The organism is Enterococcus sp. DIV0901a, from assembly GCF_051711525.1.
Classification (GTDB): Bacteria; Bacillota; Bacilli; order Lactobacillales; family Enterococcaceae; genus Enterococcus_B; species Enterococcus_B faecium.
Genome location: NZ_JBIOMW010000001.1, coordinates 181422 through 206419, shown reverse-complemented (window position 1 = coordinate 206419; position 24998 = coordinate 181422). Strand labels below are relative to the sequence as shown.

Annotated in this window: 19 protein-coding genes and 1 pseudogene; 6 read left to right on the top strand and 14 right to left on the bottom strand. The window is 39.8% G+C overall.

The features are described 5' to 3' along the window. Position 1 precedes the first annotated feature (1 nt). The 5 genes from IGL70_RS01010 to tgt all read right to left on the bottom strand — a co-directional run bounded on the left by IGL70_RS01010 (position 2) and on the right by tgt (position 6906). Entirely contained in the window at positions 2-1030 is a 1029-nt protein-coding gene (locus IGL70_RS01010; RefSeq protein ID WP_002294179.1) for a TRAP transporter substrate-binding protein, read from the bottom strand. Between the two features lie 16 nt (positions 1031-1046). Continuing rightward, complete coding sequence (bglB, locus tag IGL70_RS01005) at positions 1047-2153, bottom strand: beta-galactosidase BglB (protein WP_002288261.1); 1107 nt, start codon at positions 2151-2153, stop codon at positions 1047-1049. 228 nt (positions 2154-2381) lie between these two features. Next, the gene (gene adhE / locus IGL70_RS01000) at positions 2382-4979 is read right to left on the bottom strand and encodes a bifunctional acetaldehyde-CoA/alcohol dehydrogenase (protein WP_002294180.1); all 2598 of its coding nucleotides are present in this window, start codon (positions 4977-4979) and stop codon (positions 2382-2384) included. 304 nt (positions 4980-5283) lie between these two features. After that, the gene (gene yajC / locus IGL70_RS00995; RefSeq protein WP_002300794.1) at positions 5284-5664 is read right to left on the bottom strand and encodes a preprotein translocase subunit YajC; all 381 of its coding nucleotides are present in this window, start codon (positions 5662-5664) and stop codon (positions 5284-5286) included. A 96-nt stretch (positions 5665-5760) separates the two neighbouring features. Further along, a complete protein-coding gene (gene tgt / locus IGL70_RS00990) occupies positions 5761-6906 on the bottom strand; it encodes a tRNA guanosine(34) transglycosylase Tgt (RefSeq protein ID WP_002294183.1) in 1146 nt (381 codons plus the stop codon). A 218-nt stretch (positions 6907-7124) separates the two neighbouring features. Here tgt and IGL70_RS00985 point away from each other — a divergent pair, with 218 nt between their 5' ends. After that, positions 7125-7823 (top strand): DUF975 family protein, encoded by a 699-nt coding sequence (locus IGL70_RS00985; protein WP_002294185.1) that lies wholly within the window; start codon positions 7125-7127, stop codon positions 7821-7823. 167 nt (positions 7824-7990) lie between these two features. On the opposite strand, the gene IGL70_RS00980 is transcribed toward IGL70_RS00985, so the two are convergent. Further along, positions 7991-10630 (bottom strand): cation-translocating P-type ATPase, encoded by a 2640-nt coding sequence (locus IGL70_RS00980; RefSeq protein ID WP_002289743.1) that lies wholly within the window; start codon positions 10628-10630, stop codon positions 7991-7993. Between the two features lie 618 nt (positions 10631-11248). Further along, positions 11249-12280, bottom strand: coding sequence for a tRNA preQ1(34) S-adenosylmethionine ribosyltransferase-isomerase QueA (gene queA, locus IGL70_RS00975; RefSeq protein ID WP_002296565.1), 1032 nt, complete (start codon positions 12278-12280; stop codon positions 11249-11251). Between the two features lie 192 nt (positions 12281-12472). Here queA and IGL70_RS00970 point away from each other — a divergent pair, with 192 nt between their 5' ends. Genes IGL70_RS00970 through IGL70_RS00955 form a run of 4 tightly spaced genes read left to right on the top strand, consistent with a single transcriptional unit; the run spans position 12473 to position 15875 of the window. Further along, a complete protein-coding gene (locus IGL70_RS00970) occupies positions 12473-13648 on the top strand; it encodes a betaine/proline/choline family ABC transporter ATP-binding protein (protein ID WP_002294192.1) in 1176 nt (391 codons plus the stop codon). Between the two features lie 3 nt (positions 13649-13651). Beyond that, complete coding sequence (locus tag IGL70_RS00965; RefSeq protein ID WP_002293405.1) at positions 13652-14293, top strand: ABC transporter permease; 642 nt, start codon at positions 13652-13654, stop codon at positions 14291-14293. Further along, a complete protein-coding gene (locus IGL70_RS00960; protein ID WP_002294193.1) occupies positions 14290-15207 on the top strand; it encodes an osmoprotectant ABC transporter substrate-binding protein in 918 nt (305 codons plus the stop codon). Before IGL70_RS00965 ends, IGL70_RS00960 begins: the two co-directional genes overlap by 4 nt. Then, positions 15204-15875 (top strand): ABC transporter permease, encoded by a 672-nt coding sequence (locus IGL70_RS00955; RefSeq protein ID WP_002319469.1) that lies wholly within the window; start codon positions 15204-15206, stop codon positions 15873-15875. Before IGL70_RS00960 ends, IGL70_RS00955 begins: the two co-directional genes overlap by 4 nt. 541 nt (positions 15876-16416) lie before the next feature. Here IGL70_RS00955 and IGL70_RS00950 read toward each other — a convergent pair. The 4 genes from IGL70_RS00950 to IGL70_RS00935 all read right to left on the bottom strand — a co-directional run bounded on the left by IGL70_RS00950 (position 16417) and on the right by IGL70_RS00935 (position 18100). After that, positions 16417-16905: a mannosyl-glycoprotein endo-beta-N-acetylglucosamidase gene (locus IGL70_RS00950; RefSeq protein ID WP_002294196.1), complete on the bottom strand. Its 489-nt coding sequence runs from the start codon at positions 16903-16905 to the stop codon at positions 16417-16419. A gap of 200 nt (positions 16906-17105) precedes the next feature. Beyond that, positions 17106-17372: a Txe/YoeB family addiction module toxin gene (locus tag IGL70_RS00945; protein ID WP_002294198.1), complete on the bottom strand. Its 267-nt coding sequence runs from the start codon at positions 17370-17372 to the stop codon at positions 17106-17108. Continuing rightward, positions 17372-17635, bottom strand: coding sequence for a type II toxin-antitoxin system Phd/YefM family antitoxin (locus IGL70_RS00940; RefSeq protein ID WP_002294199.1), 264 nt, complete (start codon positions 17633-17635; stop codon positions 17372-17374). The genes IGL70_RS00945 and IGL70_RS00940 overlap by 1 nt, the downstream gene beginning before the upstream one ends. 339 nt (positions 17636-17974) lie before the next feature. Further along, positions 17975-18100, bottom strand: coding sequence for a hypothetical protein (locus IGL70_RS00935; protein ID WP_002348886.1), 126 nt, complete (start codon positions 18098-18100; stop codon positions 17975-17977). A gap of 54 nt (positions 18101-18154) precedes the next feature. Here IGL70_RS00935 and IGL70_RS00930 point away from each other — a divergent pair. Further along, positions 18155-18295: pseudogene (locus IGL70_RS00930) on the top strand (transcriptional regulator); the annotation flags it as partial. Positions 18296-18436: 141 nt separating this feature from the next. On the opposite strand, the gene IGL70_RS00925 reads toward IGL70_RS00930, so the two are convergent. The 3 genes from IGL70_RS00925 to IGL70_RS00915 all read right to left on the bottom strand — a co-directional run bounded on the left by IGL70_RS00925 (position 18437) and on the right by IGL70_RS00915 (position 24815). Further along, positions 18437-20260 carry an APC family permease gene (locus IGL70_RS00925; RefSeq protein WP_002294202.1) on the bottom strand — a complete coding sequence of 608 codons (1824 nt, stop codon included), beginning with the start codon at positions 20258-20260 and terminating at the stop codon, positions 18437-18439. 596 nt (positions 20261-20856) lie between these two features. Beyond that, positions 20857-23562 (bottom strand): YhgE/Pip domain-containing protein, encoded by a 2706-nt coding sequence (locus IGL70_RS00920; RefSeq protein ID WP_002294203.1) that lies wholly within the window; start codon positions 23560-23562, stop codon positions 20857-20859. A gap of 305 nt (positions 23563-23867) precedes the next feature. Beyond that, on the bottom strand, positions 23868-24815 hold the full coding sequence (locus IGL70_RS00915; protein ID WP_104873959.1) for an NADP-dependent oxidoreductase: 948 nt from the start codon (positions 24813-24815) through the stop codon (positions 23868-23870). Positions 24816-24998: the final 183 nt, after the last annotated feature.

Below are 24998 nucleotides of genomic sequence, written 5' to 3'. Positions count from 1 at the left end.
GCTACGCTCCTTGCTCTTGGATCTTTTGATAAAGGTCTTTGTAGGTAGGATCGTTTTTGAATATATCATGAAGTGGGGCAACTGCCTCTCGAAACGGTGTATTATCTACATCATTGAATTGGACTCCATGTTCTTCTTGTGCTAAAGCTTTTTCTTCTTCAATTGCTTTTGCAAAAGCTTCAATTTCAAAAACCGTTGATTCTTTCGCTGCTTCTTCAATGGCTTTTTCCTGCTCATCAGTTAGCTGTTCTTTGATGGCATCATTCATGATGATGATATCTGGCACACGTGTATGCTCATCATAGGAATAGTATTTAGCCACACCACCATGTCCAGCTGTATACAAGACAAATTCATTGTTTTCTGATCCGTTGATCAAATTGGATTGAAGAGACGTGTACACTTCATCACTTCCCATAGGTACGGGCGAACCGCCTAAAAGCTCTACCATTTTGATAGCGGTTTCGCTTTGCATCACACGGATCTTCTTTCCCTTCAAATCTTCCGGCGTATGGATCGGACCGTCTACCATATAAAAGCTGCGCTGACCAGAATCATAATAGGTCAATCCGGTAAATCCTAAATTTTTGGTCGATTGGTAGATTGGTTCCATTATTTCTTCATTATCCATCACCTTAAAGAAATGTTCTTCATCATTGAATAGATAAGGAACTGAAAAAATCGAATAATCTTTAGAGAAACTTTCCAACGCTGAGGCACTTACTTTTGTGAAATCTACTGCTCCTGACTGTGTCAATTCGATCAGTTCACGTTCTCCACCCAGTTGTCCATCTGGGAAATACTGGATCTGTACGGAACCATCTGTTTTTTCTTTTACTAAACGCCCAAATTCATTCATTGCATCAATTACTGGCTGGCTGTTGCTTGCATAAGCAAAGCGCAAGGTAACTATCTCATTTACGTCTGCATCTGCGACAGTTGCCACACTAGAATTATTTCCGCAGCCGCTTAGACCTAGCAGACCTAGGCTAAGCGAACTTGCTGCAAACAGCAGTGATGTTTTTTTCATATGGGTTTCCTTTCTTTTAACAATAAGAGACGAGCAATTCTGTCAAACAAAGCACCGTTAACGACTGTCCATAAGGCATTGCTGTGATTCCGATATTCCGATAAAAATCTAAACTGTCCCCCATTCCTGTCCCGATTGAAACGTTTTGAACTTCTCCTTTTTCATCGATTTGTTCAAGCAATCCTTGGATAGCACGATAAGCGACTTCTTTATATTCTTGTGGTAAATAACGTTTATGGACCGCTTTCAAAATACCGTAAGCAAATCCTGCAGTTGCAGAAGATTCTACGTAAGAAGAAGGATCATCCAATAACGTATGCCATAAACCGCTTTCAGACTGATAAGTTTTTAATGCACGCACTTGTGCTTCAAGTGTTTCGATCAATAATTTGCGCAATGCATCTTCTTTCGATAATTCTAAGATTTCAATGATCTCTGGAATAGCAATCGTCAACCAGCAGTTTCCACGAGCCCAAAATGCTTCGGCATAGTTATGATTTCCTTCAAACGTCCAGCCGTGATACCACAATCCTGTTCGTTTATCCATCAAGTATTTGATATGGATCATAAACTGGTAACGAGCTTCTTCTAAATATTCTGGGCGATTCAACAGTTTCCCGATTTTTGCCAAAGGAAGCACTGTCATCATCAATGTATCGTCCCACAACTGATTCTTATTTTCCGGTCCATATGTGGCATGCTGTAACCCGTCTTCATTTGTCCGAGGCATGTCATTCATGACCCATTCTGCCCATTGTTCTAAATAAGGCAAATAGCGTGAATCTTTCGTGTCTTCATACAAGTAAGCCATAGTCAATAGCGGTGCCATTGTATTGACGTTTTTGGGCGGAGCGCCTTCTTCCATACGATCCTCAAACCATTCATTGACCACTTGATAAGCGCGAGGATTTTTTGTCATCTGGTAATTTTTATAAATACCATATAGACCGACACCTTGTGGCCAATTCCACACTGTCCAGCTCTTGTCATCTACTTTCAGTCCATCAAAGTCCAACAAAAATTCACCATTATCGTCTTTGATCGTTGTCAGGTTTTCAACGAGCAGGTCAATTTTTTCTTTCACTAATTCTTTAGGTACAAAAATCTCTTCTTTAATAATCATCTTTACGCCACCTTTTTAAACGCTTTCATTTTATATCCTTAATATAGCAGTAATACCGTCCACTATAAATATCGCTTTTTGAACAAAAACTGTCTAAAATTGACCTAAATGTTAAATAACAAAAGTAACTTTCAGTTACTTGAAAATTAAAAAAAGAACTTGGAGAAACAACGTTTTCCAAGTTCTTTTTCATCTATTTTCTTATCTTTTTTCTACGCTTTCTTTTGCTTATCCGTTGTAAGCATCAATGATGATCTGTTTCAATTCAGAGATCAATGGTTCTTTCGGATTAGCTGTCGTACATTGGTCTTCGTAAGCTAATTCAGCCATACGGTCTACGGTTGTATCTAGTGTTTCTTGTGTGACTCCTTGAGCTTTTAGACTCATGTTGATGCCGACAGATTTTCCTAATTCATAAACAGCCGTTGCTAAAGCTTCGACTAATTCCTCTGTTGTTTCGCCTTTCAGACCTAAGAATTTTGCAATATCTGCGTAATCTGTATCTGCACGGAAATAGTCATATTTAGGGAACATCGCATGTTTTTGTGGATCTTTTGCATTATAGCGGATAATATGCGGTAAAAGAATCGCATTTGTCCGTCCATGAGGGATCCCGTATTCCCCGCCGATTTTATGTGCGACTGAGTGACAAATACCTAGGAATGCGTTAGCAAACGCCATACCAGCCATTGTAGAAGCGTTGTGCATTTTTTCACGTGATTCCATATCAGGTGTTTTTACTGATTTTTCTAAATAGTCAAAGACTAACTTGATTGCTTGTAGGCTCAATCCACGTGTATAATCTGAAGCCATGACTGAAACATAGGATTCGATTGCATGTGTTAACACATCCATCCCGGTATCTGCTGTGACAGATGCTGGAACTGACATGACGAATTGAGGATCGACGATTGCGACATCTGGCGTCAATGCATAATCTGCTAACGGATATTTCACATGTGTTTCACTGTCAGTGATGACCGCAAATGGCGTTACTTCAGAACCAGTCCCTGATGTTGTCGGGATACATACGAATTGTGTTTTTTCTGGTTTGTCGATCTTATATGTCCGTTTACGAATATCCAAGAATTTTTGTTTTGCACCAAAGAAAGATGTGTCTGGGTGTTCATAGAACATCCACATTCCCTTAGCTGCGTCCATTGCAGAACCGCCTCCAAGAGCGATTACTGTATCTGGCTTGAAGTCTGCCATCAGTTTCGTTCCTGCGTATACGGTATTTGTCGATGGGTTCGGTTCAACATCTGAGAAGACTTCGATCTTCACATCATTTTTACGTCGTGCCAATACTTCACGAACTGTATCGCAGTAACCGAATTGGACCATACCAGGGTCACAAACGATCATGACACGTTCAACGTTTTCCATTTTCTCTAAGTACAATAGAGAGTTCTTTTCAAAGAAGATTTTTGGCGGTAATTTGAACCATTGCATGTTATTTCTCCGTTTCGCTACAGTTTTGACATTGATTAAGTTTACAGCAGAGACGTTACGAGAAACAGAGTTCTTACCATAAGAACCGCATCCCAAAGTCAATGACGGAATCATTTCGTTATAGATATCACCGATGCCGCCTTCTGCAGATGGTGTATTCACTAAAATACGACAAGCTTTCATTCGAAGACCGAATTTGACATGCAACTCTTCGTTTTCTGAATGGATAACTGCTGTATGTCCTAATCCTCCAAGATTCAACATACCTTCACACAAATCAAACGCATGGTCCGTGTTGTTAGCTTTGATCATGGCAAGAACTGGAGAAAGTTTTTCTCTTGATAGCGGATAATCTGGGCCTACGCCTTCCAATTCAGCAATCAGCATTTTCGTTCCTTTTGGTACACTGATTCCTGCCAATTTTGCGATTTCCATCGCAGAATGTCCAACGATTGATGGATTGACCGCATATTTTCCTTCGTTCATCACTGCATCTTCTAATTTTTGCAATTCATCTGGTTTTACGATATAAACTTGGTGTGCTTGGAATTCTGCTTTTACTGCTGCATAGATTTCTTTATCCACGATCACAGCTTGTTCAGAAGCACAAATCATTCCATTATCAAATGTTTTCGAAACGATCAAATCGTTCACTGCACGTTTAATTTTTGCTGTTTTTTCAATATAAGCTGGTACGTTACCTGGACCTACACCTAAAGCTGGTTTTCCTGTAGAGTAAGCAGACTTGACCATTCCAGCTCCACCTGTCGCTAAGACAATCGCGATACCTGGATGGTTCATTAGCATAGAAGTCGCTTCGATCGAAGGATGTTCGATCCATTGGATACAATTTTCAGGAGCTCCGGCAGCGATAGCAGCATCACGTACTACTCGTGCTGCTTCTGCAGAAGATTTTTGGGCACTTGGATGGAAAGCAAAAACGATCGGATTTCTTGTTTTCAACGCGATCATTGATTTGAAAATCGTTGTGGAAGTCGGATTCGTTGTTGGAGTTACTCCGCAAACCACACCGACTGGTTCAGCAATTTCAATCAATCCTTTTTGGACATCTTCATTGATCACACCAACTGTTTTATCATGTTTGATATTATGCCAAATATATTCGGACGCATACATATTTTTGATTGCTTTATCTTCGTAAACACCGCGGCCTGTTTCTTCCACAGCCATCTTCGCTAATGGCATATGTTGATCTAAAGCTGCCATTGCCATTTCATGCACGATATGGTCCACTTTTTCTTGATCAAAGCTTTCCATTTCTTTCAATGCTGCATTTGCTTTTTCTGCCAAATCATCAATCATTGCTTGTACGTCAATTGTCTTCGTTTTTTCTTTTTCCATTACTTTAGCCATCATTATCCTCCTAATGGGTCATGGTTATTTGTTAAATCATTCACATGTATATCATACAATATTTGTTTTTCTATGTAAACACTTTTTTGTGATTTTTTTCACAGTTATTTTTAAATATAAAATTGCTTTATTTACAGGTGTTTGTATAGAAAAATATATAAAGTTATTTATTATTATTTATATGACACACCCGATTATTCAATATTGAGCAATATATCCTATACTCTTATCTCTTTCTTTTTTGAATAAAAAATGAGGTAGGACATCTTTCTGCCCTACCTCGTCTTTAAATAAGCTTTGATACTTATTTTTCTTTCTTCTCTTCTGTCTCTTCCAGTGTTTCTGTTGTTTCAGTTTTTACTTCAACTGTCTCAGCTGGTTCTTCTGTTGTTTCAACAGTAGTCGTTGCATCATTTGTTACGACAGTCCCTGGTTTGACCGTTTTGATTGCTGCACGATCGTACTCAAGGAAGATCCCTTCGCAGTCTAAAACAACTGTCCGTTTGTCATTGTCGATTTCTGAAACAACTCCATGTAATCCGCCGATCGTTACGACTGAATCACCTGGTTTCATGCTATCCAACAAGTTTTGACGTTCTTGCTGTTGTTTTTTTTGCGAACGTGACATAAAAAACCACATTGCTAATAGCGCGATAAACATCACAAGCATTGGTAATGTTCCCATTTTTTTCACCTCACTAATTCTGTATCTACAAAAAACACTTTAGCAGAAAAATGCTGCTAACACTAGTTTTTTACTTAATTTTTAAAAGATTTTCCTTTAGAAGCTTTTTGCGTTTTCTTTATTAAACCCGTATTCTTCAAAAAAGGCTTCTCTAAATTCAAGCAAATTATCATCCATGATTGCTTGACGTACTTGTTTCATTAGATTCAACAAGAAGTATAAATTGTGGTAAGAAGTCAAACGAATCCCAAATGTTTCATCACATTTGATCAAATGGCGGATATAGGCACGTGTATAGTTTTTACATGTATAACAATCACATTTCTCATCAATTGGACGGAAATCATGGGCATATTTCGCATTTTTCACTACTAGACGGCCTTGAGAAGTCATACATGTGCCATTTCGAGCGATTCGAGTAGGCAAGACACAGTCAAACATGTCTACTCCACGGATAACACCATCGATCAATGAATCAGCAGCACCGACACCCATCAAGTAACGTGGTTTGTTTTCGGGGATCAACGGTGTAGTGAATTCTAATACACGATTCATTTCTGATTTAGGTTCCCCGACAGATAACCCGCCGATTGAGTAACCAGGGAAATCCATCCCGACTAGATCTTTCGCGCTTTGACGACGAAGATCTTCAAATCCTGCTCCTTGGATGATTCCAAATAATCCTTGACGGTCTGGGTTAGCGTGAGCTTTCAATCCTCGTTCTGCCCATCGAGACGTACGTTCTACTGATTTTTTCACGTAGTCGTAACTTTCATCGAATGGTGGACATTCGTCAAAACTCATCATGATATCAGAGCCCAATTTATTTTGGATGTTGATTGCTTTTTCTGGTGATAAAAACATACGTGAACCGTTCAAGTGATTTTTGAAATGCACGCCTTCTTCTTCGATATTCCGCATATCACTTAATGAAAAAACTTGAAAGCCGCCTGAATCTGTTAAAATCGGTTGATCCCAGTTCATAAATTTATGCAGTCCGCCAGCTTCTTCTACTAAGTCTTCACCAGGGCGTAGCCATAAATGATATGTATTACTTAAAATAACGCCAGCACCCATTTCTTTCAACTCTTCTGGGGACATTGTTTTTACTGTAGCTAATGTTCCTACTGGCATGAACATTGGTGTGGGGAAAGTTCCGTGTGGCGTGATCAATTCCCCTAAACGCGCGCCAGTATGTTTTTCTTTCTTGATTAAACGATAGCGAATGGCAGGTTGCGTCATTCATTTCCCTACTTTCTATATAAAATATCTTGACAACTCCCACCATCATAATCGTTTCAAGTGCTTTTTGCAAGTTCCCTCGGCTTCCTTCTACTTTATTTAATATTCTTTTTTTTATCCTTTTTTTATGAATAACAAAAAAAAAGAAAAACATTATGACAGAAATATTTTTTGATACATGGTATATTGGTGTTATTAAAGAAAAGGAGGGAAAAATCATGCAATCTTCTGCAGAATTAAAACGCCAAGCAAAAGAGAGTCTAAAAGGACGTTGGGGACAAGCTGTTTTACTAAATCTAATCCCTACATTGATTGGTATTGCTGCTATTCTTCTTATTATGATTCCTATTATCTTGTTTGCCACCACCATATATGATGGATCAGCGAGCGTCTCAGATGCGACAACTTCAGGAGGCGGTAGTTCAGGAGGCGGTGGCGGAATTATTTCCAGCATCATTAGCGCTTTGTTCATGAGCGGTATTTCTTGGACTTATCTTGATATTTTACGTGGACAAAAAGATCAGATCGAACCATTCAAAGATGCATTTCGTGGATTCAAAGGTTTGTTTATCGGCGGAGTGATCGGCTTAGCTGTGCTGATCTCGATCTTTACAACATTATGGGGTTTGCTATTAGTTATTCCTGGAATCATTAAAAGCTATTCTTATTCTCAAAGCTATTTTATCTACTACGATATCGTCCAAGAAACAGGACAAACACCTAAGGTACTGGATACGATCACTGCAAGTCGAAAATTGATGGATGGTTACAAAGGACAACTTTTCTGGTTAGATCTTTCATTTATCGGCTGGCATATCTTAGCATTAGCAACTGCTGGTATTGGTTATCTATGGCTCAGCCCATACATTTCTGCAACAAAAGCAGCATTTTATGAACAATTGCCAAAAGATATTTAAAAGAGAGTGTGACTTGTGACCGAGGGGTTGGCAGGAGAACACCGTTTATCGAGAGGCAGTAAAAGAAACATTCAGCCCATTAGCAAAAAGGAGGTGTGACAACATTCATGTCACACCTCCTTTTTGTATAGTTCCAGTAAAAAGAAAATCAACTTAGAAACAGTTAATCATTCCTCTTCTTCTGCTTCCGGTAATCGATGGAATTTGATCAGTTCATTCACCGCGATTGGTACGATAGATAAAATCCCTACCAAGAACCAGTGATTCAAACTGATGTGTACTAGGCCGAATAGTTCTTGCGTAAACGGCAGCAAAGCAACAGCCGTTGTAATAGCTAATGCCAGTAACGCCATTTCTACCAAAGCTTTATTGGTTGCTAAATTGACTTTGAAGATCGATTGGCTGCTGCGTACATTGAACACATGCAAAATCGATGAATAAGCTAAGATCAAGAATGCAACAGTTTGACCGACATGCTGACTTGCATCTACCCATGGGCTAATAGTATCGACATAACTACCTAAATAGTAACCAAACAGCGTTACGATGGTGAAGACTCCTGCGTTTATGGCGATTTTTTGCAACAAGCCTCGAGCAAAGATCCCTTCGTTTTTCGGAATAGGAGGCTGATCCATGATGCCGTGTTCTGCTGGTTCTCTTCCCAAAGCAAATCCTGGAAGACCATCGGCAACTACATTGACAAACAGTAGTTGCACAGCTGTGAATGGCGCTCCCCAGCCTAACAGCATCGCAATCAAAACAATAAAGATCTCCGAAATATTACAGCTTAGCAAAAAGTTGATAGCTTTACGAATATTCTGATAAACCGAACGTCCTTGACTGACAGCGTCTACGATCGTCGCAAAGTTGTCATCCGTCAAAATCATATCTGCGGCACTTTGCGCCACATCTGTCCCTGTGATCCCCATGGCACACCCAACGTTACTTGCTTTCAACGCTGGTGCATCATTCACACCATCCCCAGTCATCGCTACGACTGCACCCGTACGTTGCCAAGATTTGACGATCCGGATCTTGTCTTCTGGCGTTACCCGAGCATAGACAGAGAGAGCTTTGACACGCGCATCTAATTCTTCGTCTGATAATTGATGCAGTTCTGATCCTGAGAGTGCTTCTGACGGATCATTCAAGATACCTAATTCTTTCGCTATGGCACTGGCAGTTACCACATGATCTCCAGTGATCATGACTGTTTTGATGCCAGCCTTTTTCGCTCGCTTGATTGCTCCTTTACTTTCTGGACGTGGTGGATCGATCATTCCGATCAGACCAATCAAACGTAAGTCTTTTTCCAGTGCTTCAGAAGAAATATCTTGCGGTTCTTCGTCATAAGTAGCATAACCAACAGCAATCACTCTCAGTGCCCGTTTACCAAAGCGATCATTGACGATCGCCGCTTGTTCTACATCGCCTGAACTAAAGCGCGGAGCAAGAACATCGAATGCTCCTTTGGTGATTGAGATGTATTTTTCGCCCATTTGGTGAACTGTTGTCATCATTTTTCGTTCAGAATCAAAAGGAAGCTCATTTACTCGTGGATATTTTTCTTCTAATTCTGCTTTTGTATGATAATTCTCTTCAACAGCCCTTACGATGGCTACTTCTGTTGGATTACCTTTGATAACAAGGTCGTCATCTTCTTGCTCGACCGTCACATCTGTACATAGTGCAGCCATTTTCAATATTTCCATCGCGCTGTTCGTCATTGAATCTTCGATATTCGTTACTTCATCTTCTTTGCTCCATACCCGGCGGACGCGCATTTCATTTTGTGTCAGCGTTCCTGTTTTGTCTGAGCAGATAACATTAGCGGTTCCTAGCGTTTCAACTGCTGGCAACTGTCGGATGATCGCATGTTTCCTCGCCATCTTCTGCACACCGTATGCAAGTGTCAACGTAACAATAACAGTCAAGGTTTCCGGTACAGCTGCAACAGCCAAGGAAATCGAAGTCATGAACATCTCAAGGAGTGGTTCTCCTTGCAGTTCACCAATCACAAATACTAAAGCCGCAGCCGCTAAAGCGATCATACTGATTCGTTTGCCTAGCTGATTCAATCGGACCTGTAAAGGTGTTTTTTGCATAGTATTTTCGTTCAAAAGATCCGCGATCTTACCCATTTCTGTAGCCATACCAATGGCAGTGACGATCGCTTTCCCACGACCTGCAGCAACCGTACATCCTTTAAATACCATATTAAGTTGGTCACCTAATGACTCATCTTCTTCAGCAATAAATGCTGCATCTTTTTCAACTGCTTCACTTTCTCCAGTCAACGCCGATTCTTCTACACGTAATTGTGATGCTTCGATCAAACGGGCATCGGCAGAAATAGCATCACCGGACTCTAAAACAAGAATATCACCCACTACCAGTTGCTCTGACTCAACAGTGGTCACTTTGCCGTCTCGTATGACAGTTGCCGTTTGTTTATTCATATCTTGCAAGGATTCCAGTGCTTTTTCTGCGTTTCCTTCTTGGACAATCGCCAATACCGAGTTGATCACAACGATAGCGATGATCAGCAGTCCTTCAAATAAATCCCCATGTTCTGTAGCAAATGCGGTATAAAAGGAAATCACCGCTGCTACAAGAAGGATGATCGTTGTAAAATCGGACAAGCTTCGAAAGAATTTTTTGATCATCGATTCTTTCGGCGCCTCATCGAATTTATTCAATCCCTGCTTTTTTCGCCGTTCATCCACTTCTTGTGAAGACAACCCAGTATCTGGATCTGCTTCTGTTACCTTCTTTACTTCTTCTATTGTCTGCTTGTATTCTTCCATCCTATTCCTCCTTTAAAATCTTCGTACAAAAAAAGGTACTTATTTTACTATAACATCCTTTTTTTATTTACTTCAAATAAAGGGCTTATCGATTATTTGTTAAGAAAGCGTAAAATTTAAAGTGCTTATATTTGCAAACGCTACCAAAGGATGCTATTATATAGATGTAAGGAAGGAGGATACCATCAAATAGACAGAAGAATTTCTCGATAGAACAGTGTAAGCAAACAAAGTTGTTAGAAGTACAGGTTTCACCCAGACATGCGTGTAGAGTACAAACCTATAAATAGTGAATGCGTATGGATGTTTGGATCACGAAGTATCCGAAACAAGAAGTAATGCGATACGTAACAATTGAATAACGTAAACGTCTGAAAATTGAATAGGAACAAGAGATGTTTCAAATGTTGAAGATGTAACGAAAACAAAATTTTTGTTTAACATGAAGAAATTCAACACCGTGCTTTGCATGTATGATGGAAAGTTACAATCATTTCTGTTTATTTGAATCCTTCCGAGGTACAAGAAAGCCGAGCTTATCGAGAGCTCGGCTTTTTCTTTGTCATATAATCTTTGTAAAGCTTTTTTGTTATTCAAAACTAGCGGCTTTTCATAACCTTATTTCACGAACATCGCATCTCCAAAACTAAAGAAACGATAGCGCTCTTCAATCGCATGCTGGTAAGCAGATAAAGTCAATTCTCTTCCTGCAAAGGCACTAACTAACATGACTAAAGTCGATTTTGGCAAATGGAAATTAGTTGAGAAAGCTTCTACCACTTTGAATTCATAGCCAGGCGTAATGAAAATATCAGTCCATCCGCTGTCTGCTTTGATTTCTCCATTAAATTTCGTTCCAATCGTTTCTAATGTTCGAATTGAAGTTGTTCCGACAGCCACGATTTTCCCGCCATTTTTACGTACTTGGTTCAATCGCTCAGCTGCTTCTTCCGTCAAACGGTAGAATTCACTATGCATATGGTGTTCTTCAATTTTATCTACGCTGACAGGTCGGAATGTACCTAACCCTACATGTAGTGTCAGATAGACTAATTCAACACCCTTTGCTTCGATCTCATCAAGTAATTCTTTCGTAAAATGCAATCCAGCTGTTGGCGCTGCAGCAGAACCATTTTCTTTCGCATAGACAGTTTGATAGCGATCTGGGTCTTCCAGACGTTCTTTGATATATGGAGGCAATGGCATTTCTCCCAATGATTCAAGAATCTCTAGAAAAATTCCTTCATACTCAAAGTCAATGATCCGTCCGCCGTGTTCCAATTCTTCTTTCACTACTGCTTGCAATCTGCCATCACCAAAAGAGATTCTTGTCCCAACTTTGGCACGTTTCGCAGGTTTGATCAATGTCTCCCACGTATCTCCTTGTGTATTCGTTAGAAGAAGGACTTCTAAATGCGCACCAGTATCTGGTTTTTCTCCATATAAACGAGCAGGCAGAACTCGTGTATTATTCATAACTAGCGCATCACCAGGCTGTAACTCTTCAATGATTTCATGGAAATGTTTATCTTCCATCTCTCCAGTTTTCCGATCCAAAACAAGTAAACGAGAATGATCGCGGTCTTTTAATGGTGTTTGTGCGATTAATTCTTCCGGCAAGTCAAAATCAAAATCTTCTGTTGTTAACATATCGTCACTCACTTTCTATCATGTGCTTCATCATTCTATCATGTTTTTCGTTCTGTTGGCAAAATCAGCACTTTTTCACTTCTATTTTTTGTTTTCCTAAATAAAAAAACTACCCTATTTGTATTTTTTCATTGTTTTAGGCATACTAGTAATAGATAGTTCTTCATTGAAAATAGAAAAAGAGGTGGCACCATGATTGAATTTCAAAATGTGTCAAAAATTTATAAAGGTGGAAAAGTCGCTGTAGAGGACGTCAATCTTTCATTTGAAAAGGGTGAGTTCATTTGTTTTATCGGTACGAGCGGAAGCGGAAAAACGACGACGATGCGGATGATCAACCGAATGACTGATCCAACACAAGGGAAAATTTTGATTGATGGAAAATCCATCCAAGAAATTGATCCAGTGGAATTGCGACGTCAGATCGGCTATGTTATCCAAAGTATTGGATTGATGCCTCACATGACGATCCGTGAAAATATCACTCTTGTCCAAAAATTGTTGAAAGTCAGTCAAGAAGAACGGAATAAAACAGCTGAAAAAATGATTGATCTTGTGGAATTGCCCCGTGAGATGTTAGATCGCTACCCACATGAATTATCTGGTGGTCAGCAGCAGCGTATTGGAGTCGTTCGTGCCCTTGCAGCGAATCAAGATATCATCTTGATGGACGAGCCATTCGGTGCGCTTGATCCAATCACTCGTGATTCCTTGCAAGACCTTGTCAAAGATTTACAAGAGCGTTTGGGAAAAACGATCGTATTTGTAACCCATGACATGGATGAAGCGATTAAACTAGCAAGCCGTATCGCCATCATGAGTGAAGGCCGTGTGATCCAATTTGATACACCAGAAAATATTTTACGTCATCCTGCAAACGATTTCGTAGAAGAGTTGATTGGAGAAGATCGCCTACTACAAGCCAAGCCAAATGCGACAAGAGTCGGCGAAGTTATGCTAAATACAGCAATCACGATTACACCGGAAAAATCATTACAAGAAGCAATCAAACTGATGAGGGAAAAACGTGTAGATACGTTGTTAGTTACCGATAATTCGAATGTATTAAAAGGATTTATCGATGTAGAAACGTTGAATAAAAAGCGAGGAAAAGTATCCAGTGTCGGCGACATTTTGAATAAACATGTTTTTTACGTAAAAGAATCCGCCTATCTTCGTGATACCTTGCAACGCATTTTAAAACGCGGACTGAAATACGTGCCGGTCGTTGATGAACAGAACAAAGTCGTAGGTATCCTGACTCGTGCATCATTAGTGGATATCGTCTACGATGTGATTTGGGGAGAAGATCCCGCAACTACTGATGTTGCAGAGTCAGCTACTCCTGAAGAATCTAAGGAGGTCTGACCTATGCAGCAGTTTTTTCATCAGCACGGTTCAGAAATTCTCTCAAAAGGTTTTGAACATCTTTATATTTCGGGACTTGCTTTGATCATTGGTATCATCATTGCTGTACCGCTTGGTGTCTTACTGACACGTTTTCCAAAAGCTGCCACGATTGTGATTGGCTTAACCAGTGCCTTGCAGACAATCCCTTCTCTTGCTTTATTGGCATTGATGATCCCGCTATTTGGCGTAGGTAAATTACCTGCGATTATCGCACTCTTTATTTATTCATTATTGCCGATTTTACGTAATACGTACATTGGGATGAAAAATGTCGATTGGAATTATCGGGATGTGGCAAAAGGCATGGGGATGACTGAGTTCCAATCCATTTTTTCCGTTGAATTGCCCATTGCTATGCCAACGATCATGGCTGGTATCCGTTTAGCTGCCGTTTACGTGATTGCATGGGCTACACTTGCCTCTTATATCGGCGCTGGTGGTTTAGGCGATTTGATTTTTAGTGGACTGAATAATTACCAACCAGATCTCATTTTGGCAGGTACGATCCCTGTAACAATTTTAGCACTATTGGCTGATTGGCTTCTAGGTCTCTTGGAACACCGGCTGACACCGATCGCACTTAGAGAGGAGAATGAAGAATGAAACGTATATTAAAAATGACCATGATACTTTCCTCCCTTCTTATACTTGCGAGTTGTTCTTTCCCTGGTCTTGCCAGCAATACAGATGAAGACACCATTTCGATCACAGGTGGAATCACTTCAGAAGCACAGATCTTAGCAAGCCTAGTTGCCGGAATGGTTGAACATTATACAGATAAAAATACCGCAATCATCAACAATCTGGCTACCACAACTATCAACCATCAAGCGATGATGAACGGAGATGCTTCAATTTCAGCGGCTCGCTACACAGGAACAGATTTAACGACTACATTGAACCTTCCTCCTGAAAAAGATCCGAAAAAAGCGTTTGCTACCGTGAAAGATGAATTTGAGAAAAGATACGATCAAACGTGGTTCCCGTCCTATGGTTTTGAAAATACGTATGTCTTTCTTGTTCGAAAAGACACCGCACAAAAATACCATCTATCTAAAGTCAGCGATCTGAAAAATGTAGCGGATGAATTAGTAGCTGGTGTAGATACTTCTTGGATCAATCGTAAAGGAGACGGTTATGACGGCTTCCAAGAAACTTATGGCTTCTCCTTCAATTCGATATTACCTATGCAGATTGGACTTGTTTATGACGCAGTCGAAGCAGGAAAAATGGATATTGTTCTTGGCTACTCTACGGATGGACGGATCGCCAGTTATGATCTAGTCATGTTGGAAGATGATCGTCAATTCTTCCCACCATATGATGCTGCTCCAGTTGTAGACAACAAGATATTAGCTGATACGCCTCATTTAAAAGAAGCCTTAAATAAGTTAGGTCATACCATCAGTACGGAAAAAATGCAGGAATTGAACTACGAAGCAGATAATAATCTAGTGGAACCATCAGTAGTAGCACAACGTTTCTTACAAGAAAACCACTATTTTGAAGGGAAGTGAAGCAATTGGATAAAATGAATGTCTTTCAACAATTTTTCTATTATTTCCAGGAAAATGGCTCCTATATCTTTGCACAATTTATCCGTCACTTCCTGATTTCTATCTATGGTGTCCTCTTTGCAGCAGTTGTCGGGATTCCTGTTGGGATCATGATTTCTAGGAGACGTAAATTAGCAAACTGGGTGATTCGTTTGGCGAATATCATCCAGACGATCCCTTCTCTAGCCATGATCTCCATTTTAATCATTGGATTAGGCCTGGGAGTCAATGTCGTGATTGTTACTGTATTTTTGTATTCCCTCTTACCGATCATCAAGAATACGTATACCGGGATGATCCAAGTAGACAAAAACATCCTTGATGTCGGCAAAGGCATGGGGATGACTGCTAGACAACGACTATTCATGGTAGAGTTACCACTCTCTGTTTCTGTTATCATGGCAGGCATAAGAAACGCGTTAGTTGTTGCCATCGGGATAACCGCGATCGGTGCATTCGTCGGTGCTGGTGGTCTTGGAGATATCATTATCCGAGGAACCAATGCAACAGATGGCACATCGATTATTTTAGCAGGTGCATTGCCAACTGCATTAATGGCGATCATCACGGACTGGCTTTTAGGTATTTTGGAAAGACGGCTAGATCCAGCCAGCCGTACATCACGCTGATGTTATTGTAAAAAACAAAAGCTTCTGCGACCATTTGTTGGTCGCAAAGGCTTTTTTAGTTCTGTCATTTTTTAAGGCAATAATCCACTCTGATTCTTCCCTCCTTATGGGCAAAGAGTTGCTTTTTTTAACTATTTGTCCATTCCGTATACTCCAACTTCATACTGCCAACGGGTTCATCTCTGCATCCACCGACTAAGTTTTTTTCTTATCCGCTAAGGCATTTTGCCAATCCATTTTCCCATCACTCGTCATGGAATTCATACCACATGATCTCTAAATACTCGTCTGCTTGTTCTTTGAATTGGGCATCAATTCTTACATCCTTTGGCGTGGCTTTCATTTAAGCCTTTTCCATCAGTCCTCGATTGTTCGACGCCTTCAGCTGCATCATCAAAACTGGTGACTGCCGTATCGGTAACTTCGATCATCTTTTCTACAATCGGGAACTTGCCATCCTCATCCTTGGCTAAAAACATATCTAGCCATTCCAGCTTCTCGCCATGGGAGGTTTGCGGTTCCTAAAACCGGTACACGATTCTTATGGACTGCATCCGTCGCAACTAGACTTGGCGATACGATGATCCTTCACCAGAAGAGCACCCCCGTAAACCAATTGATCGATATATTGCCAATAAGAAAAGACATTGGCGTAAAAGATATCGATCCCTCGTGATGCATTGCCGTTGATACTGCTATTCATGGCCGAAAGCGCCACGACTTTGACTTCTTCCGTTTGTGTGACATTCATGTTCGGCAATGTCGCTTTGGATACCCGCTCTGCTAAAGGAACGACACTGGTATTGTATTTCGTATCTGTATCTTTTCCAAAAGACCATGCCAACGAATCCTTTGGGAACCAATAAGACGACTCCGGTTGATTGTCCATTGCTTTTTTCAACATACTTTTGGCTGTTTCTCGATAAACGACATTTCCAATTGTCTTCGCCTCACTTTGGCGATAATCGATGGTCGTTGCCACTGCCAACACTAACAACGATGCTCCAATTTTACTGATTTTCCTTGTCACACTTCTTCCTCCTTGTTTTACATAAACCCGTCAACATTCCATTCCTAAACTCAAACAATGACCCTTCAAAGGTGGAGATATAGGAACAAATTAAAGAAATCATGCAATAAATCCAAGAAGGTTGGTTTTAGAACAAAAAAAGAGTCTCCTTTTTGGGGAGACTCTTTGTTAACTATCTAAAAAGGTTGGCTCTTCTCACTTCACTCATAATGTGTCCAGGCAGAATAAATTTCCACAACTTTATTTTCCTCATCAACTTTGTAAACCACTCGATGCTGTCTATTCAGCCTGCGTGAGTATCTGCCTTCATGTGTAGGTCTCAGCTTTTCAAAAGACTGCGTGGGCATATATGGATCTTCCTTCAATGTCTGAATCACTTCTTCAAATTGTTTCTTTAAATTCGATTGCTTGATTTTTCTTAAATCCACTTTCGCAGAGTTTTTGATTGCGACTGTATAGTTACTCATCAAAGAGCTTCCCAATCAATATCATCGATATTCGTAAAGCCACTGTCGTCTTTTTCGCGGTCTCGTACTTTATCTAAAGTACCTGTTTGCTCAAGAAAAAGGGTTTCTTGAATCGCTCTCCAGTCTTCTAGCCCAATCAATACAGCATTGTTTCCACTACGATCACTAATAATCTCGATTTCAGTATGATTTTCATTTACCTCTTTCAATAACTGATAAAAATTTTTACGAGCAGTGCTAGGATTCATCGTTGTATTAGCCATTGTCTCTCCTCCTTTTTCTGATATAATTATAGCGTACTTGATTAAGTACGTCAAAAAATACAATAAAGCACTTAAATTCAGCAAACTTTTCCTCTTTTTTACATAGAGAAAAAGACCCCTTTTTAGGGAGGATCTTTGTCCACGCTCACTTCTTACTCCTTTACGACTAGCGGTAGCCAAACGTAAAGTAATTGGTAACAACGTATCATCTTTAGCAAAGGTCGAATCCAAAGCCTGTGAGTCTATGCAACAACACCAATACACGAAGGTTCCTCGTTGCAGTGTGACTTGATTGATATCTTGAATAACCTGAGGATACCCACGAAAGATTTGTAACGGTTATTCAAAACTGATTTTGGCCGTCAAGTCTTCTACTGCCTCAAAAATGATTGCCTCTTTCGTCTCCTGCCATTCATGTTCACTATCGATTTGATACTTGCTTAGACCGTCGGGTTTGTGAATCACCAATTAAAAATGGCACTGAGTTATGGTAACAAAAAATGGTCACTTGACGAGGCTGAGATTTCTACTTATGAAGACACATGGCACTTAAGAGTCGAGGTAAAGGAAGAAGCTGAAAATATAGGAGGCTGTACATTATTTGGCAAAGGATTCGGAAATTATGATCAAGACATCAAAATCAAAATGTTTTACAGCTAAATAGGAAGAATAATAACATTTCATACGCTGTTCCCATCTTTAATGGCTTATAGAGGGCACCTTTAGCTGGGAATAAGACAAAACAGACCCTCTAGCTTCAATTAAGAGCTAGAGGGTCTGTTTTTGATTTTAAAACTTGGTTTATTTCTTCAAATGGTAGCTATAGGTGCTGACAACGATATTTTCACGCCAAGACAATCGCAATCTTAACCGCAAACTTGTTTGGTTATGGAGAATATTCTGCCAGCGTCTGTTTGGTACAAATTGAGGAATCAACACAGTAGTTGTATAGTTTTGTTTCGCTGCATTTTTACTTACGATATCTACATAACGGATAATTGGATTTTCAATCGAGCGATAAGAAGAGTGGACGATTGAAAAACGGACATCTGGGAAATGCTTTTTAAATTCTGCTTCGATTTCTTTTTCTTTTTCGACATCTTCGTCTAGCGAAACATGCATCGCAACGACATAATCACCGATCGAACGTGCGTAATTCAACGCACCGATATTTACCCGTGTCACATTCCCGACTAATACAAGAACGGTATTCCCGTCATAATCATGTAGTTTTGCATCATTTTCTAAACGAAGCTGTTCTGCTACTTTTTTATAATGATCATGGATCTTATAAAAAATGAACATAACGATTGGCATAATGATGAAGAAAGGCCAAATGTCCCCTAACCGATAGACGAACAAAATCGCAATGATTGCATATGAGATGAACGCACCTGTAATATTGGCAATCGACTTGCTTAACCATCTTTTTCCTTCTTTTTTCCATTTGACGACCATCCCTGTTTGAGATAAAGCAAATGGAATGAACACGCCGATAGAGTATAACGGAATCAAGCGTTCTGTTGAGCCATGGAAAATAAACAGCAATACGATCGAACCTAGCGCTAGTGTGATAATCCCATTGGAATAGCCTAGTCGATCCCCACGATCTTGATACATGTGAGGCATGAATTTATCTTTTGCCAGATTGTATGCAAGAACTGGAAAAGCAGAAAAACCGGTGTTAGCAGCAACTGCTAAAATCAGCGCTGTAGCAAATTGAAGGACGTAATACAAAATACCATGTCCAAAGACAGCTTTACCAATTTGAGACAAAACAGTGACTTCTTTTTCAGGAACGATCCCATACCAATAGTTGATAAATGTGATCCCCACGAAGAAGAAACCTAAGATCAATGCCATCATCGTCAATGTAGCAGCGGCATTTTTTGCTCTTGGCTTCTTAAAGAATGGTACAGCATTACTAATCGCCTCCACCCCAGTTAAAGAGGAAGAACCAGAAGAAAATGCTCGTAAAATCAAAGCGATAGAAACACCCGGCACAGCCGCTCCTGGAAGTGCAGTAGCTTGCAATGGCACAGCACCTGTCACGATATTATATAAACCAACAACGATCAGTAACGAGATCACAAGGATAAATGTGTACACCGGAAATAATAGGAACGATGCAGATTCCCTCAGCCCACGAAGATTCAGCATCATCAGTAGCAAAACGATTGTCACAGAAATAGCGACTTGATGACCGTAGAGTGCTGGCACCGCTGATGTGATCGCTTCAGCACCTGCTGAGACAGATACTGCTACTGTCAACATGTAGTCGATCAATAAAGAGCCACCGGAAATCAAGCCAGCATTCTTTCCAAGATTCTCACTGCTGACGACATATGCTCCCCCGCCATGAGGATAAGCATGGATGATTTGACGATATGATAGCGTTAATGAAATCAATAAAATAATAACAAAAGCGGCAATGGGTAGCGAATACCAGATGGCTGCAGCAGACAAAGCGACTAAAACGACAACGATTTGTTCCGTACCATATGCAATAGATGATAACGCATCAGACGACAATAATGCCAAAGCAGCAAATCGGGTTAATTTGTGCTCATCATTTTCAGCAGATTTTAAAGGCTTACCTACTAACAACCTTTTTAAGTAATCCAATTTCTAAACTCCTTTACACACAATTTTACTTCAAGTTTTATAGTCGAAAATTTATAGTAAACAAGATGTTATAGTACGCTCACTGACCTTAAAAGTCAATAAACTTTAAGAAAATAATTGGAAAAAAACAGAAAAATATCAAGCGCTTTTTCAAACGCTTTAATACAGCAAAAATCTAACATTTTTTTATGGGCTTTTTCTTTGAATTCTATAATAAAAGGATAGAACTTGACTTAGAAAATCAAGTTCTATCCTTTTTGATATCTTAACTTTTGAAAGAGAGATGTAAGGTTGCTTTCTACCCATCATTCTTACTACTCGAAGCATAGCGCAGTTGTCACAACCTCTTGATAAACGGTGTTTAAAAGCTTGCATCTGCGGTAATAAGCCCAACCAAATTAAAAACATAAGAAGCTGTTTTTATTTGGTCGTTCTTATTACTTGATGCAGAACAGCCTTTTCACAACCTCTTGGTACACGGTGTTCAATCAGCTGACCCTCGGCATTAGCTCAAAAAACGGCAAAATATGAGGAACTATTTTTCCATTTTTTTCTCTAATACTCAGGTCAAAACGCTGATTTCACAACCTCTTTTTTTAATGAAAAATATGGCTCTCATGCGCCGCTTCTTTGAATTTCGTCATTTTTTCTTCGATGAACGGATAGATTGCCGTTCCTACGATTCCAAAGACAACAAACAGACCGATCATGATCCAGATTGCTTTCGTAGCATTTGGCCAATAAATTCCTCCTGCAGATTCCCGTAACAAGTTTACCGCATGAGTAAATGGCAAGAACGGATTGATCATTTGGAAGAATTTCCCTGAGACTTGGATCGGATAGTTCCCGCCTCCGCCAGAGATCGACAGTACTAAGATGATAATAGCGATCCCTTTACCGACATTATCGAATAATGCAGCCAAGACATAGACGATCATCATGAACGCTAAGGCGATCAAGACAGCAAATGACACGCTGTAGACCGGATTTTGGACATCTACTCCTAGTAAGAAAATATTCCCTAATGTAACGATCAAGCTTTGCGCAATCGCCATTGTCAAAAATGTCAGCATACGAGCAACGAATTGTTCTCGTTTCGTAAAATTGTTTCGGTCTTTCTTTCCTAAATAGTATTCTGTCGTAGCAACACTTGAAAGAAGAACAGCGCCGACCCACAGACATAGTGCAGTATAAAACGGGGTGCTAGCTGAACCGTTATTTGCGATTGGATAAAGCGCATTGGTTTGTAGCTCAACAGGTTGTGTAAAGAAGTCACTTTCTTTTGTTGCATCTAGTTTCAATAATTTGATGACTTCGCCTAGATCGACTTCTTGTTCGCCTTTTCGGATCGCGTCTGCTGCTTTTTGGATACCAGCTTTGATATTTGGCCAGTCATTGTTGATCAAGTCCGCAGCAGCGTTCACAGCTGTTTCGACTTCTGGCATTTTTTCATTTACTGTTGTCAATGTACCGGTGATTTCATTTTTTAGTGCTGGCCAATCATTTTGGATAAAATCAGCGGCCAATCCTAATTTTTGCTGAAGGATCGGTAATTCATTGTTGTATAGGTCTGCCCCTTCATTGATGCCATTGACGATGGTATCCATATTTCCATTCAGCATTGTATTGGCATCATGGATTTCTTGTCCAATTGCAGGCATTTCTTTTTGATATTTTTCTAAAATTGCCACTGCATTCGTTACAGTTGCTTTCGTTGAACTGAGAAGCGAATCAAAGTCGATCTGGTCCGCTTTGCTTAGCGCCCCTTGCGCAGTCCCAATCGTATCGATGACTTGGTCTAATAGAGAAGTGACAGTGGAACTGATTTGACCTGTATTGATACCAGCAATGATGCCATTGATATTATTAACAACGGCATCAATTTGATCTAGCAATTCATCAATAGCCTTCGTGTCTTCATTTTGAACAGCTGTGTTCAAAGCAGATAGGCGGTTTTGCAGATTGCTTAGCAAGGGTTTTAATTGATTTAGCTGATCAATAATTGGCTGCAATTTCGTATTTCCAGCACTTGTTTGCAATTTAGTCAGGAACTCGACCAGTTTATCGATTGCATTTTGTTGTTGAGATATTCCGTCAATAAAGCCGTTCAATACATTGCTGATGTTTTTCTTTTCATCATCAGTCAGCTTACCATCTTCAATAGCTGTTCTTACAGTATCTATTAACGAACCTGTCGTTGTTGCCACTTGTCCAATTGACTTCAATGTAACATCTACACTGTTTGTGATGCTTGGTATCGCATCTTTCAGCTGAGAGGCACCTGATTTTGTTTGGTTTGCTAGATCACTTGCCTGATTTTCTAAATTTTTCACATCTGGCAAGATATCCTGTACTTGTTGGATGATCGTCAAGCCTTGTTTTGCTTCATCGATTCCTTGGTTCATTGTCTCTTGGATCGAAGCAAAATCGCCGTCGATCTCTGCTAGTTGTTTACCGGCATTTTGGATCTCTGGGATTTTTTCTTGCAAATCAAGGATGATTTTTGCTTGATCTTTCAACTCAGGCATTTTGTCATTCAATGCAACGACTTTTTCACCCATCTCATCTACTTTAGGGATATAATCCACGAATTCATTTGCTTTATTCAGTTTTTCCTTGATTTCAGGTAGTTGACTTTGTAATTCGAGGACTTGTTTTGTGTAGCCGTCGATCGTGTCCAAATTTTCATCTGTTGATAAAATCATATCTTTGACTTTATTGATACTTACTAGGTTCGTATCGATGTCGTAACCTATCTCATTGAATACTTTCAATAAAGTCGAACTGGCTGTTTTGATAAATTCATTTGTGATTTGCGATTGGATCGAACTTGCTCCTTTATCGGTGATTTTCGGTGCAATCGCATTGATTTTTTCATTTACCGTATATTCGATTTTTGGTTTCTTGATATCACCACTAGTAAAACTCAGCAGATCTTCTGAGAAATCCTTTGGCAAGTAAATACCTGCGTAATACTTTCCGGAACGGACTCCGTCTTCTAATTGTTCTTTTGAATCAACGAATTGCCATCCTAATTGTTTATTTTTATGAAGCGATTCGATGACTTGCTCCCCAATGGCCACTTCTTTACCTTGAAACTCTGCTGGCTTGTCTGCACTGTAAACAGCAATTGGCAGCTCTCCAGTATTTCCATATGGATCCCATAATGCTTTGATGTTAAACCACGCATATAGCGAAGGGATGATCATGATCGCGATGATCAGAAGTGTTGCAATCGGGTTTTTGAAAATCCGTTTCCAGTCAAGCAAATATAATCGAAGCGTATTTTTGATTGACTGCATAGTTCTCCCCCTTCTTCTTTTTTCAGCTGAATTACTTTACCATGTATTTCATACTTTTTTCAATCGGCTTTTTTCAAAAAAGTCGAATTTTTGGACATATCACGGCAATTGTCTCATTGTAATCTCTTACATATTGAGAAATAATTAAGGATTACAGACTTTACTTTATCATGAAATAAAAGGGAAAGATAATTTTATGCCAAAGTTTTTATCTATTATACGTATACGCAAAAAAGCTAAAACATTTTTTGTCTTTGCCCCTACAAAAATGTTTCAGCTTTTTTCGTTTTTTATTCCTGTATTTCTTATTTTTCGAATGACAGGATGATTTTCCCAGCAGGAGGATGTCCTTCAACTAGCTGATGTGCTTGGATGACATGCTTAAGGGAAGCAGACAGATTCATTGAAATAAAAACATGAAAGGCTCCTTTTTGGTAGGCTTTGATTATGCCAGCAAAGGCTTCTGCATCTAGATATTCCTTTCTTGGAACAAACGATTCATAAAAGCCTTCCTTTTTTTGCCGCAAATCTAGATCTGGGAGGTCATTTAATGCAACATACCTGCCGCCTGGTTTCATGATCTGGATGCCGGTTTCTCCTTTGATACTTCCTTTCGTCGCATCGATTACAAGGTCTACCTGATCAGCAAATTGCAGACCTGGATTTGTTTTATCATAAGCAGCAAATGCTGAAGCTCCTAATTTTTTTACCTTTTCCTCATTTTTACTGGATGCACTGGTTAAGATTCGGATTCCCTTTTCATGGAGAAGCTGGATCAGACTTGACCCGACCGCACCTGATGCTCCTAGTATCATTACAGTATCTGTCGGCTGGATTTCCGTCAAATGGTTGATTAGATTATAAGCCGTAATTCCTGGCGTGACCATTCCGGCTGCTTCTTCCCAACTCATTTTATCTGGAATTTTTGCTACTTTTGCTGATGGCAACACGACTTCTTCTCCGTAAGTCCCGCCGACTGCATGGACAGCTACTCGATCACCTACATGAACAGTTGTGACATCTGAACCAATCTCTGTCACAATACCAGCGCCATCATTACCTGGTACATAAGGGAATTTCAATGTTCGTATCTCTTTCATTTCTCCTAAACGCAAGGCAACATCATAAGGATTCACACTGAATGCTTTTATTTCTACACGAACATGTCCAGAACCGACTTCTCTGGGATGAGCATCGATTTCTTCAAAAACATCTTGTGCTTCTCCGTAACCGTTAATTGCAAATCTTCGCATGGTCACCATCTCCCTTTTTCTTTAAGTTTACGTTTATGCCTTTATTTTGACAAAAAAAATGTCTTTTCGTTTTGGCGCATGATTCAAAACAAAATAGTTGTCTTTTTTCGCGTAACGTGTTAAATTATTTATCTAAAAGCGTAAAGATTACGATTTACGCTAATAAAAAATAATTGGAGGAAT

Coding starts and splice junctions, on each gene's coding strand:
- IGL70_RS00960 (WP_002294193.1), top strand. CDS start 14,290: ATGAAACGTATATTAAAAATGACCATGATACTTTCCTCCCTTCTTATA.
- bglB (WP_002288261.1), bottom strand. CDS start 2,153: ATGATTATTAAAGAAGAGATTTTTGTACCTAAAGAATTAGTGAAAGAA.
- yajC (WP_002300794.1), bottom strand. CDS start 5,664: ATGGGAACATTACCAATGCTTGTGATGTTTATCGCGCTATTAGCAATG.
- IGL70_RS01010 (WP_002294179.1), bottom strand. CDS start 1,030: ATGAAAAAAACATCACTGCTGTTTGCAGCAAGTTCGCTTAGCCTAGGT.
- IGL70_RS00920 (WP_002294203.1), bottom strand. CDS start 23,562: ATGCAGTCAATCAAAAATACGCTTCGATTATATTTGCTTGACTGGAAA.
- IGL70_RS00970 (WP_002294192.1), top strand. CDS start 12,473: ATGATTGAATTTCAAAATGTGTCAAAAATTTATAAAGGTGGAAAAGTC.
- tgt (WP_002294183.1), bottom strand. CDS start 6,906: ATGACGCAACCTGCCATTCGCTATCGTTTAATCAAGAAAGAAAAACAT.
- queA (WP_002296565.1), bottom strand. CDS start 12,280: ATGTTAACAACAGAAGATTTTGATTTTGACTTGCCGGAAGAATTAATC.
- IGL70_RS00915 (WP_104873959.1), bottom strand. CDS start 24,815: ATGCGAAGATTTGCAATTAACGGTTACGGAGAAGCACAAGATGTTTTT.
- IGL70_RS00980 (WP_002289743.1), bottom strand. CDS start 10,630: ATGGAAGAATACAAGCAGACAATAGAAGAAGTAAAGAAGGTAACAGAA.
- IGL70_RS00945 (WP_002294198.1), bottom strand. CDS start 17,372: ATGAGTAACTATACAGTCGCAATCAAAAACTCTGCGAAAGTGGATTTA.
- IGL70_RS00940 (WP_002294199.1), bottom strand. CDS start 17,635: ATGGCTAATACAACGATGAATCCTAGCACTGCTCGTAAAAATTTTTAT.
- adhE (WP_002294180.1), bottom strand. CDS start 4,979: ATGGCTAAAGTAATGGAAAAAGAAAAAACGAAGACAATTGACGTACAA.
- IGL70_RS00965 (WP_002293405.1), top strand. CDS start 13,652: ATGCAGCAGTTTTTTCATCAGCACGGTTCAGAAATTCTCTCAAAAGGT.
- IGL70_RS00985 (WP_002294185.1), top strand. CDS start 7,125: ATGCAATCTTCTGCAGAATTAAAACGCCAAGCAAAAGAGAGTCTAAAA.